This is a genomic window from Bacillus paramobilis, from assembly GCF_038096195.1.
Taxonomy (GTDB): Bacteria; Bacillota; Bacilli; order Bacillales; family Bacillaceae_G; genus Bacillus_A; species Bacillus_A mobilis.
On the sequence record NZ_CP151108.1, the window covers coordinates 2,384,643 to 2,396,939 of the forward strand.

The window sequence follows — 12,297 nt, forward strand, 5'->3', positions numbered from 1 at the left end:
TCCATATAATGAAGGGTATAGGGGTTATACAGGGGAGTTATGAATGGAGAATACTTTAGTTAGTTAATTGTTTTTATTTTAATAAATAAAAGTAAATTGATGTGGAGTGAAATTCATTGGGAGAAAATCAGTTTAGATGGAGTAACAAGCAATTAAGAGAACATGTTGAAGTAATAGATGGCAAAAGAAGTCCGCGCATTTTATTGAAGAATGCAACGTATTTAAATTCCTATATGCGCGAGTGGGTACAAGCAAATATTTGGGTCTATGATGACCGGATTGTATATGTAGGCGAAAAATTGCCAGTGCAACTGCATGAATGTGAAGTCATTGATTGTGATGGAAAGTATGTAGTTCCTAGTTACATAGAACCGCATGCACATCCATATCAATTATATAATCCTGAAACTTTAGCAAACTATGCGATGCAATTTGGGACGACGACTTTTATTAATGATAATTTAACTTTATTTTTCACATTACAACGTGAAGAAGCATTTCGTTTATTAGATGAATTTGAAAAGATTCCAGCAAGTATGTATTGGTGGTGTCGTTTTGATGGGCAAACTGAATTGCAAAACGGGGAATCTTTATTTAATCGTGAAGAAATAATAGAGTGGCTTAAGCATAAAGCAGTTCTTCAAGGCGGCGAGCTAACAGCGTGGCCAAAGTTATTACATGGCGATGATGAAATGTTACATTGGGTGCAGGAAACGAAACGATTACATAAAAAAGTAGAAGGACATTTTCCAGGAGCATCTGAAACGACTTTATCGAAGTTAAAATTGTTAGGTACAGATTGTGATCATGAAGCGATGACAGGGCAGGAAGCTTTCACTCGACTTATGCAAGGTTACACGGTTTCCTTAAGAAATTCTTCAATCCGCCCAGATTTAGAAGTGTTACTGAAAGAATTGTTGGAACTAGGAGTAAAACAGTTTGATAGATTCATTCTTACTACAGACGGCTCACATCCTTCGTTTTATGAAAATGGAATGACAAACGTAATGATATCTACCGCGATAAAACAAGGAGTACCAATAATAGATGCTTATCATATGGCAAGCTATAATATCGCTCGTTATTATAATATGGAACATCTACATGGTTCGATTGCGACAGGTAGAATAGCTAATATTAATATTTTGGAAAGCAAAGAAAACCCGGTTCCAATAAGTGTAATTGCAAAGGGGAAATGGGGGAAGCGTGACGGAGTAAATAAAAATGAATCAGTACAAATAGACTGGAGTAAATTCAAAGTAACTCCATTATTATTAGACTGGTCCATAGAAAAAGAGGATATGATTTTTTCTCATAAAATGGGTATACAATTATTAAATAACGTTATAACAAAACCATACACGACTGATGTTGATTTAAACCGTGATAAACTTTCTCCAGATCATGATGAGTGTTTCCTTATGATGATTGCTCGTGACGGTACGTGGCGAGTGAATACAGTTGTAAAAGGCTTTGCAAATAAATTAGGAGGCCTTGCTAGCTCTTATTCTGGTACCGGCGACATCATTCTTATTGGGAAGAATAAAGAAGAGATGCTTACAGCTTTTCATAGAGTAAAAGAGCTTGGCGGGGGAATGGTAATAGCTGAAAAGAATGAAGTATTACACGAAATCGCATTACCATTGCTTGGGATTATGTCTAATTTGAAAATGAATGAATTAATACAGGAAGAGAAACAGATGGTGAAATTACTACAAGAGCGTGGTTACGCGTATGACGATCCGGCATTTACCATTTTGTTCTTTTCTGCGACGCACTTGCCTTTTATACGGATAACACCTATAGGACTTTATGATGTGAAAAATAGTAAGGTACTGGACTCACCGGTAAATTTAATACAGCAATGTTAATATGAAAGGCTCTATAAAAGTCCAATTTATAGGGCCTTTCACATTGTTAGCATAAGAATATTGTAAGCCTCAAATAATATAGTATCTAAATTACTTGAGGTGAAACATAAGTATGAAAAAAATATTGTATATTTTAACTGTATTTATATTATGTGTATCTATTCAACAAGTTGTACATTCTCAAACAGATGCACCAGAGCTATCTTCTGATTGTCTTGAAAAAAGGAAAATTCGAGATGACAAGCATGTGAAGAATATAATAAGTGATATTAAATCCACATTTAATTTAAAAATTGATGAACATAGTTTTTTGGAAGTAAGTAAAAGAGACCTGGATGCGGCCTATTTGATATATGGCGGAAAAGAAAATGATTCTTATTATAATTCGCTAACTAAAATTTATGATAGTGGTGGATTTAGCGAGCAGCCTAGCTTATTCGTGAGGGCACAAGAAGCATTTTTACTTTATAAAGAAAAAGATAATATCAATGTAATGAAACGCCTAAAACTAGATGTTGAAAAAGGGGAATGGCTCGTTATAAAAACGAAAAAGAAGAAAGGGAAAAAAGTGAAATTCAAGCCGTTGCAATGTGAAAAAGATTATATGAAAAAGAGAAATGAGTACCATAATTTAAAATGAAATAACGGAATTTTAAGTGGGGAAAATTTGTTAATAATTGTAAATTAAGTGGTGGAAATTCCTAGTGATTTTGCCATAAAAAAACGTCATTTTTTATTTTTAAAATGACGTTTTTTTATATACTTAAAGCTTTTGCATCGCACTTTCAATCCTCTTCACCAAATCAGCAGACACTTTATGAAAATACCCCAAAACAACCTTTCTAATATCAGCAGAGATAACTTTCAAATCACCAGCTAAATTTTCAGCAAGATGTTCTTTTTCTATCGGTTTTAAGTTCGCATAAAATTCACCAGGCTGCGTAAAGTCATCCTGTTTCGATATAGATGTTCTTTCAAGTTTACCTTCAACGTATCTTCCATCGCCGCTCGTTATTTGATTAGCAGGTGTCCAATTTCGTTGTTGGTTAATCGTTAATTTGCGGAATTCAGGTCCAATTCTTCTTCTTTGAGAATCGCTATAAATGTTAGCGCGTCCTTGCAGCATTTTATCATCTGATAGTTCTGCACCGTCTAGTAAATTAGAAGGAGAGAAGGCGACTTTTTCTACTTGTTCCATATAATTTTCAGGATTTTTATTTAACACCATTTTGCCTACTGGTATAAGAGGATACGACTTTTCATCCCATACTTTTGTATCATCTAAAGGGTCATAAGAAAGATGTCCTTCATCTTTCGGATCCATGAGCTGGACATATAATCCGTATTCCACTGGTTTACCATTTGCAATTGCATCATATAAATCTTTCCCGCTATAATCAGGGTTTTCAGCAGCCAGTGTATTCGCTTCCTCATTAGTAATGAATTGTACACCTTCAAATGGGTACCAATGATACTTTACATACTTTCGGTTACCTTCTGCATTTCTCCAAACATATGTATTTACACTATGTCCTGGGATGTGACGCAGACTTTTGGCCGTACCAGCATCAGAGTATAAATGGACAACGAAATGAATGGATTCAGGTGCTCTAGCGACAAAGCTCCAAAATCTATTCGGGTCTAGTAAGTTATTTATAGGTGAAGGTAACAACGCTTGAATCGTTTCTGGGAAGCGCATCGGATCACGAACAGAAAAGACAGGAATGTGATTACATAAAAGATCGAAAATACCTTCTTTCGTATAGAACTTTGTGGAAAAACCGCGTACATTTCTAGAAGTATCAGGTGTTCCTTTCGTACTAACAGCTAATGAAAATCTCACCATAACAGGAACTTTCTCATTAGAATTTTGTAGAAAGCTTAGTGTAGTATGTTCAGACATGGGATAGATCGTTTGAAAATAACCGAACGCACCAAATCCTTTTACATGAACAGGTCTTTCTAAAATTTTTTCGTGAATAAATTCTTGTAACGTCTCGTGAAGTACACTATCTTGCTCTAGAACAGGTCCACGCGAACCAACTGTTTGAGAGTGAAGTGTAGCTTGTTCATTACGTTCACTATCTTCATTAAAGTCATTCCCTAGTAAAGATTGCCCCTGTTTATCATAGTTTTCATCCATCGATATAGCCTCCAAATCTTTTTTGTCCATTGTTACTAAATATGATTTCATAGCCTTGATTATGTATGACATGCAAAGTAGTAACAGACCGCTAGATGAAAAAAACGCGTATGTAGTGGACCTGTTGAAATAGAAGAAATTATGGAAAAATGAATATCGAGAAGAAAATTACTATTAAAATTACAATCTTAAAAATGAATTTAAACATGACTTTATAGAGAATGAACATAAATAAACAGGGAAAATAACTAGGAGGAATTTAAAATGTCGGATTGGTTTCAATTAGATAAAGAATATATGATGCCTACGTATTGTCGTACGAAGGTTGCAATAGAAAGAGGAGAAGGGTGCAAGCTTTATGATGTGGATGGTAAAGAGTATGTAGATTTATTTTCTGGTGTCGGAGTGAACGTATTAGGATACAATCACCCGAAAATCGTGCAAACGACAATGGAGCAAGTTACAAAATCGTTGCATCTGCCGTTTCATTTTTTAAACCCAATTGCGATTGAATATGCAAAGAAATTAGTTGATTGCTCTTTAAAAAACGGAAAGGTCTTTTTTACAAACTCAGGTACGGAAGCAACAGAAACAACGTTGAAATTAATTGATAAATATAGAGCTAATATGGGTGAAGAGCGTGAAGGAATTGTAGTGCTGAAAAATAGTTTCCACGGGCGTACGTTAGGAGCACTTCATTTTACGAGACAAGAAAGTGTATATCAAAATTTCCCTAAAACATCGATTCCGGTATATGAAGTAGAGCGCGAGAATATAGAGCAATTAGAAGAAACAATTGTTAAAGAAAATCCAATTGCGATTATGCTAGAGCCGGTTTTAGGAAGCGGGGGTATTTATCCTTTATCAGGTGAATATTTACATGGTGTTCAAAACTTATGTGAGAAATATAATGTACTACTTATCGTTGATGAAGTACAAAGTGGTATGGGGAGAACTGGTAAACTATTTGCTTATCAAAATTTTAATATTACACCAGATATTATTCAAATTGGTAAAGGGGCAGGGGGCGGGATACCGCTAGGTGGAATCATTGTAGGTGAAAAGTTATGTGATGTATTTGCACCAGGAGATCACGGCACAACATTCGCTCATTCATCAATGGGAACGGCTTTAGGGCTAACAGTATTAAACACATTGATTGACGATGGTTTAATGCAAGAAGCGTATGAAACGTCACTATATTTAAATGATAAATTGCAAGAAATTCAGAAAGAAAATGCGTATTATATTGGGGAAGTACGTCATGCTGGCATGATGTTTGGAATTAGTTTAAATGATACGAATGAAAATGTGAAGAAATTACAGGTAGAGCTAATGGAGAATGGGATATTAGTTGATGTTACACAAGGGAACATCATTCGTTTACTTCCTCCATATATAATTACTAAAGAAGAAATTGATGTATTTGTTAAGGAGTTTATCTCTTGTATGCATAGTTTAGCAGCTACAAGTGTTTAAAAACTTTAATGAAAAAGTACCTTTTTTTCTATTCAAATAGGAAGAAAATAAGGGTGAAAAAAATAAATTTACAAATTAAAATAAAAAGCTGAAAAAGGTACTCATATAGCGCCTTCTTCAGCTTTTTATTTTTAACAAATTACTTAACCTAGGGAGCATCTCATTGGACAAATAATTAATTATGTGAAACAATAATAACAGATAAGGAGACATTAATTTTCCTTAAGTGCTTCGAATTAATTTTATTCAATAAGAGAAGGTGTGCTTAAAGAAGTTAAATTAAATAAGGAGCTGTTTTATTATATGCAACAAAATAATGATTTAAATTTTGAACCTCAAGACGTTAATATTGTCAATCCTAAACAAGCCAGGAAAGCAGTAATTGCTACTGGTATAGGGAATGCAATGGAGTGGTTTGACTTCGGATTATACGCGTATTTAGCGGTTATCTTAAGTCAATTATTCTTCTCAGGTGTTGATAATAGTGGATTGCAGCTTGTACTTACATTCGGTACATTTGCAGCAGCCTTTCTCGTTCGACCAATCGGAGGTGTATTCTTTGGTAGAATAGGAGATAAGTACGGCCGAAAAATCGTGTTAAGTACTACTATTATTTTAATGGCACTTTCTACATTATTCATCGCATTACTACCAACCTATGAACAAATTGGTGTATGGGCACCAATACTACTTTTAGTTGCCCGAATGATTCAAGGCTTCTCTACAGGCGGCGAATATTCAGGTGCAATGGTTTATATCGCAGAATCTTCTCCAGATAAAAAGCGTGGTATACTCGGTAGTGGTCTTGAAATTGGAACACTCTCAGGTTACATTGCTGCATCGGTAATTGTTACCATTTTGACGTTATTGTTAACAGATGAACAAATGCTCAGCTGGGGCTGGCGTATTCCTTTCTTAATAGCTGCACCAATTGGTTTGGTCGGTTTATATTTACGCCGTCATTTAGATGAATCTCCCATCTTTGAAGAGATGGAAAAAGCACAAGAGGAATCTGAAGACAACGAACAATTTTCATTTATGGATATATTAAAATATCACAAAAAAGACTTCTTATTAAGCACAGTAATTGTCGCCTTCTTTAATATTACGAACTATATGATTCTTTCGTATATTCCTTCTTATCTAACTCAAGTACTTAAAGTCAAAGAAACAACTGGCTTATTAATTATTTCTATTACGATGGCACTTATGATTCCACTAGCACTATATTTCGGTAAATTAAGTGATAAAATTGGTAATAAACGCGTCGTGCAAATTGGTTTACTCGGTTTAACAGTATTTGCAATTCCAGCATTTTTACTAATAGGTAACGGACATATTGCAGCTATATTTGCAGGTATTTTCATTTTAGGATTCTTCCTAAGCGTATATGAAGGAACATTACCTTCATTATTACCATCACTATTTTTCACTGATGTACGTTATCGAGCGCTTTCGATCTCATTTAATATTTCTGTATCGATATTCGGTGGTACAACGCCGCTCGTATGTTCATACTTAGTTCATGCAACCGGTAACCCGCTTGCACCAGCATTTTATTTAGCAGGTGTTAGTGTTATTGGATTGGTCGTATTTAGTGTATTATTCGTTACAACATCAGGACGTGCGCTAAAAGGTTCATATCCTACAGTAGAATCGAAAAAAGAAGCACACCAAATTGCTAAAGAAGACCCTGAAGAAACACTTTGGTGGCATGAAGAGTCATTAGAAATTGAAGCAGGGAAAAACGCTTCAATTTAAAAAGTAACGTAGAAGTATAGAAAGACTCCTATGAAAATAGGAGTCTTTTTGTTATGTTATTTCTTTCTTTTCTTCAAACTCTTCTGATACACATAAAGCTTATGAACCTCTTCCTTAAATTCCTGAAGTAGCATCATATTCTCACCATTTGAATAACGCACTGTATTATAAGCATCTATAATAATATGACTCTGAATATTTACAACTTCTTCACTATTTATTCTATCTAACCATGCCTCAATAGTTTCTCCTCGATTTCTATTTAAAGGGTGAGTTAACTTACTTTCAAGCTTGAAAATCTCTTTTCTAATTTCGTTATGTGGCGGTTTGTTCCGTTTCAAACGTTTTTGGCTCGTTCCTTCTTTATCAGTGATGATAGTAGATTCGAAGGCAGGCATATTTGGTAAACTGAATTGTTTTCGTCTTTTTATTATTTTCCAAACGACGTAAATAGCAATAGCAGAACAGGCTATTATGGTAATGCTATTTATGAGAGTTGGATCAAAAGCACGCTGTCCAAACTCATCCTTAATTTGAGGATCCTTTAAATTCCCTTTATTCGACCAAAAATCGTCAGTATCTTTTGATTCAGCTACCGAAAATAACGGATTAATGGCGTATCCAAATCCTAATGCAACTACTTGGACAATATAAGAAAAAAGAAGCCGAATGTATGGGAAAATAGGAATAAGGAAAGCACTAATTATTCCAATCGTAATAAGAGAAGCGAAACGTAATAGTTGTTGATTACGATTAGCACCAGTTAACCAAAATGCAATCATAATGTGTAAGACTAATAGTAACAATTTCCATAATGGTGGAAAAGGTGCATAAAATATAGCTGAAAAGACGAACCATACAATACCACCTAATGACTTTTGAACTGGATATCCTGGTCCGACTACATGTACGATAAAAAAGAAAAGCGGTAACATAATTATGCCAAACAGAGAGAAAGGAAGAAAGAGTGAACAACCGATTATTTGAGTAATTAACAGTATGACAAATCCTGTTGTTCTTTTCTTCATAAATTTATTAATAAGAAATACACCCATATAGCCTATTGCTAAAAATATAGCAATAGCAATAAGTTCATCCCTTTCTGTTAATAACGAAAGGAGGAGCAGCAGAATAAAGTCATGAACGTGATAGAGCCAAGTTTTCAAGCTTTTCCACCATCCCTTCGTTATTAATGAGAAACGTAGGCTGAGGGTGAAGAGGGAGTTCATTTCTTTGTAAACCAATATATATCATTGTAGAAGATCGTTCCCTTTTTCTCTCTACGTAGTGAAGGAATCCTTGTTTTGGAAGTAACGTACTATCATCTGAAATACGCGCTAATTCCTCTAAAGATATTCCGTAATGTGTGTGTCCATCATTTAATGGTAAGTGCAGAGGACCCCCTTCAGCTAGTACACTAATAAATAATTCAAATGGTATTTGATGCTTCGTTGCGTATTGGCAAATGTATGTTGCAAATGAAATCAGGTCTTCTATATTATCTTTCCAGCCAAACCCGCGATCAGCAGCTAATGAAAGACAGATCGTCCAACTATAATTTTTTACAGGTTCATATTGCTTCGCCTGTAATGATTGCATTTTAGCAGATGCTTTCCAATGAATAGAACGGAAAGACTCACGTTCATATCGTTTAACTCCAATAATAGATGTTTCATCATTGTAAAAAGAAAAATTCGTTCGATAAGATCCATTTAAAAGTTGCTGTAGTTCTTGCAAACCTGCTACTTCCTTAGGAGAAGGGTACACAATAATTTCAGTTCGTAATTTATCGAAAATAGGTAAATGTACAGTTAAAAGATGAAAAGGATCTTTCAAAACGCATTCGAACTGTTCAATTTGAAACACACCACGCTTCGTCGCGGTTAATGTTAAATCCCATTTTTGCGCTGAATGAGCAGGCTGTGAAAACGGGAAAGAAAATAGCGTTTTCGATATTTGTTCAATACCTTGATCTTTTTGTGGTAGTAGGGACGAATTTATATGAAAATAACAAACACCGTTAACGAGTGGTATATTTGCTCCATTTTTTAAATGAATGAAAAACTGTCCAGATTCATTAGGGAATAACCGAGTTGTTTGTTTCTCGTTTACCACTTCAAATTTTTTCTCTATATAAGCGACGTATTTATAAATAAAAAACGCAAATAAATAATAGAAGAAAAAGAGAAACATAATAATTCGTTGTGGCATAAAAAATGTAAATAGTATAGCGCCTGGGACAGTTAGTTGAATAATATGGAGTTGGAAAAATAACGGTACAGTTACAACGCGCTGTCCATTCATGCTTGCTCAATCTCCACTGGTACGTCAACTTCTTTTAAAATCCTTTGCATAATTTCATTTTTTGTCGTACGTAATGCACCTTCCATTGATAAGACGATACGGTGATTCCAAATAGAAGGAACTAAAAATTGTATATCTTCAGGCGTACAATATTCTCTGCCGCGTAAAAAGGCTAACGCCTGTACTGCACGCACTAAAGCAAGTGTGGCACGTGGGCTTACACCGTTAGCGATGTAATCATGATTTCTTGTAGCATGAGCAAGTTTAATAATGTAATGTTCTAACGGTTCTGATACAAAAATTTCTTTTACTCGTTTTTGTGCTTCTAAAATGTCTTCTAAAGAAATAACAGATTTGACGCTTTCTAACGGTACATCGCTACGAAAACGTCGCATCATTTGTAGTTCATCCTCTGGAGATGGATACCCAATTGAAATTGTCATTAAAAAACGATCAAGCTGTGCATCTGGAAGAGGAAACGTTCCTTGTGATTCAATTGGATTTTGCGTCGCAATTACAAAGAACGGTTTTGGAAGAGGAGTAGATTGCTTTTCAAGCGTTACTTGTCGTTCTTCCATCGATTCTAATAAACTAGACTGTGTTCTAGGCATAGCGCGGTTAATTTCATCCGCAAGCAAAATATTGGTCATGACGGGTCCAATTCTTAACTCGAATTCACTCGTTTTCGGATTGAAATATTCAATACCTGTTACATCACTCGGAAGTACATCCGGTGTAAATTGAACGCGAGAAAAATTACCACCTATACTTTTAGAAAGTGTTTTCGCAAGTAACGTTTTCCCCGTACCTGGCACATCCTCAAGCAGTACATGTCCATCAGCAAGCAATGAAACGAGTAATAGATCAATAACATTTTCCTTACCGACAAAAACTGATCCTATGTTTTCTTTCAATTTATTTATCATATGTATCATTCCTTTCAAAATATAAACGGATATTTCTATATTTTAACAAATTATTCAGAAAATTGATATGATTTTCAATTCAAAGAAATAAATATCCAGTTATTAAATTATACTTGCATATTTTGGAATGTAGTTATACAATATCGATATACGATATATCGTTAGTCGATATATCAGAAAGCGATGTATCGGAGGTGGTTATAATGAATGCGAAAGCGAAAAAATATATTCCGTTAACAGAGGCGACATATTACATATTGTTATCACTAGTGAAACCAATGCATGGTTACGGAATTATGCAAATGGTAGAAGAGATGACAAATGGAGAAGTAAAGCTCGGTCCAGGTACTTTATACGGGAATACGACAAAGTTACTAAAAGAGAAGTTAATAGTTGAAGTGGCCTCTACAGATAGAAAGAAGTGCTATGAGTTAACGCCACTTGGTAGAGAAGTATTAGAGCTAGAGTATAACAGGTTGCAGAGATCTGTAAGGAATGGGAATAGTATTTTAGGGGAGTGAATGGAAGATGGAGACTAAAAGGGTATTTAAGTTTTTTACGGCATGGAATTTAGAAAAAGAAGAAGCTTTTTTACGAAAGATGCATCAGCAAGGTTGGGCATTACAAAAATACAATTTAATGTATCTGTTTAAGAAAACTGAGCCAAAAGATGTAATATATAAAGCTGATTTTAGATTGGTTTATAGAGATTCGAAGGAACAACAACAAGAGTACTTCGAAATATACGAAATGTCTGGTTGGAAACGCGTAACAAGTTTCACAAGATGGAATTATTTTTGTAAAGAGGTAGAAGAGGTAAATGAATTACCTGATATATACTCAGAAAAGGAGACGAGGGTACAAAAGCTAAATGAGTTATTGCTATTCCTTGTTATTATATCAGCAAGTATATTACCATCAATGTACAATCTATTTATAAGCCCGATGGAATCAAGAGTGCCAATGTGGGCGAAAGCTATGACGGGTCTTACAGGCTGTATGTGGATATACTTCTTTATAAGACTCACTTGGAAAATTAAGAAATTAAAAAGTGAAATATTATAATAAAAAGTAGAGGTAAAAAGAAGTTGATGTTGTAGGAAACGGAAACAGGGATCAACTTTTTTTGTTTCTATATAATTGTATTTTTGTTCACTCTTTTTTATATAATAAAAATCTATATAAAGGCACAGAATTAACAGTTACGAAGACACACATAACTCAAAAATAATAAATGAAGAAAAAATGATTCATATCGAAGGTCAAAAAAATAAAAGATGACTAAAGAGGCGTGGGTGTAACTTATAATAAGGAAGAAAAACATTTTTTGATTAACATATTAAATCGAAAAACCCCCTATAGAAAATTAGTAGGGGGTAATTATAATATTTAAGAAAAAGATTGATTTTGCGCAGGTTTAATAAATTGCTCTGGGTTTTCAACAAGTCCGCATACAGCGCATTGGACGCGATAAGTTGGTCCTTGATAGGCCATATGAAAAGCATTCATCGTTTCATTTGTGTATTCTTCTTCTACATGACCAGTTTGTGGGTTTAACTTGACTGGTTTTACTTGTTGCTCAAGAATATTAAAGCGAGTACGGTTCGTTTTACAACTTGGACATAGCATTGGTTCCATATGTATACACCTCCATTTGTAGCATTTCTTAAACTTTTTAATTTTATGCAAGCAAAAAAACTTTCTCAATATAAATGGGTGTTTAAAGTATTCAAAATTCAGAAAAAATAAAATATAATAAGGGTACGAACTGGTTATGTCCAAACCAAATCTCCTGTTTTATGCCAATAAGCTG

General features: G+C 34.5%; 11 protein-coding genes. 6 read left to right on the forward strand and 5 right to left on the reverse strand.

Going from position 1 to position 12,297, the window contains the following annotated elements:
• Window positions 1-116: 116 nt before the first annotated feature.
• On the forward strand, window positions 117-1,871 hold the full coding sequence (locus AABL52_RS12315; protein ID WP_341519533.1) for an adenine deaminase C-terminal domain-containing protein: 1,755 nt from the start codon (window positions 117-119) through the stop codon (window positions 1,869-1,871).
• A 112-nt stretch (window positions 1,872-1,983) separates the two neighbouring features.
• Window positions 1,984-2,511, forward strand: coding sequence for a hypothetical protein (locus AABL52_RS12320; protein WP_000723234.1), 528 nt, complete (start codon window positions 1,984-1,986; stop codon window positions 2,509-2,511).
• Window positions 2,512-2,634: 123 nt separating this feature from the next.
• Here the strand turns inward: AABL52_RS12320 and AABL52_RS12325 are convergent, their stop codons facing one another.
• Window positions 2,635-4,014 (reverse strand): catalase, encoded by a 1,380-nt coding sequence (locus tag AABL52_RS12325; RefSeq protein ID WP_132132689.1) that lies wholly within the window; start codon window positions 4,012-4,014, stop codon window positions 2,635-2,637.
• Between the two features lie 264 nt (window positions 4,015-4,278).
• Between AABL52_RS12325 and AABL52_RS12330 the strand changes: the two genes are divergently transcribed.
• The gene (locus AABL52_RS12330) at window positions 4,279-5,493 is read left to right on the forward strand and encodes an aspartate aminotransferase family protein (RefSeq protein ID WP_341519534.1); all 1,215 of its coding nucleotides are present in this window, start codon (window positions 4,279-4,281) and stop codon (window positions 5,491-5,493) included.
• 303 nt (window positions 5,494-5,796) lie between these two features.
• A complete protein-coding gene (locus AABL52_RS12335; RefSeq protein WP_001186929.1) occupies window positions 5,797-7,254 on the forward strand; it encodes an MFS transporter in 1,458 nt (485 codons plus the stop codon).
• A gap of 56 nt (window positions 7,255-7,310) precedes the next feature.
• Here AABL52_RS12335 and AABL52_RS12340 read toward each other — a convergent pair whose 3' ends face one another.
• From AABL52_RS12340 to AABL52_RS12350, 3 genes are read right to left on the reverse strand one after another with little or no spacing between them, the layout of a single operon-like run.
• Window positions 7,311-8,420, reverse strand: a complete 1,110-nt coding sequence (locus tag AABL52_RS12340; RefSeq protein WP_341519535.1) for a DUF4018 domain-containing protein — start codon at window positions 8,418-8,420, stop codon at window positions 7,311-7,313.
• The gene (locus tag AABL52_RS12345; protein ID WP_098873200.1) at window positions 8,392-9,558 is read right to left on the reverse strand and encodes a DUF58 domain-containing protein; all 1,167 of its coding nucleotides are present in this window, start codon (window positions 9,556-9,558) and stop codon (window positions 8,392-8,394) included. Before AABL52_RS12345 ends, AABL52_RS12340 begins: the two co-directional genes overlap by 29 nt.
• Window positions 9,555-10,484 carry an AAA family ATPase gene (locus tag AABL52_RS12350; RefSeq protein ID WP_120450395.1) on the reverse strand — a complete coding sequence of 310 codons (930 nt, stop codon included), beginning with the start codon at window positions 10,482-10,484 and terminating at the stop codon, window positions 9,555-9,557. Before AABL52_RS12350 ends, AABL52_RS12345 begins: the two co-directional genes overlap by 4 nt.
• Window positions 10,485-10,687: 203 nt before the next feature.
• On the opposite strand from AABL52_RS12350, the gene AABL52_RS12355 reads away from it, so the two are divergent.
• Both AABL52_RS12355 and AABL52_RS12360 read left to right on the forward strand, forming a co-directional pair.
• On the forward strand, window positions 10,688-11,005 hold the full coding sequence (locus AABL52_RS12355; RefSeq protein WP_000991838.1) for a PadR family transcriptional regulator: 318 nt from the start codon (window positions 10,688-10,690) through the stop codon (window positions 11,003-11,005).
• Between the two features lie 7 nt (window positions 11,006-11,012).
• Window positions 11,013-11,549, forward strand: a complete 537-nt coding sequence (locus AABL52_RS12360) for a DUF2812 domain-containing protein (RefSeq protein ID WP_340420349.1) — start codon at window positions 11,013-11,015, stop codon at window positions 11,547-11,549.
• 324 nt (window positions 11,550-11,873) lie between these two features.
• Here AABL52_RS12360 and AABL52_RS12365 read toward each other — a convergent pair whose 3' ends face one another.
• Complete coding sequence (locus AABL52_RS12365; RefSeq protein ID WP_002013535.1) at window positions 11,874-12,122, reverse strand: hypothetical protein; 249 nt, start codon at window positions 12,120-12,122, stop codon at window positions 11,874-11,876.
• Window positions 12,123-12,297 lie beyond the last annotated feature (175 nt).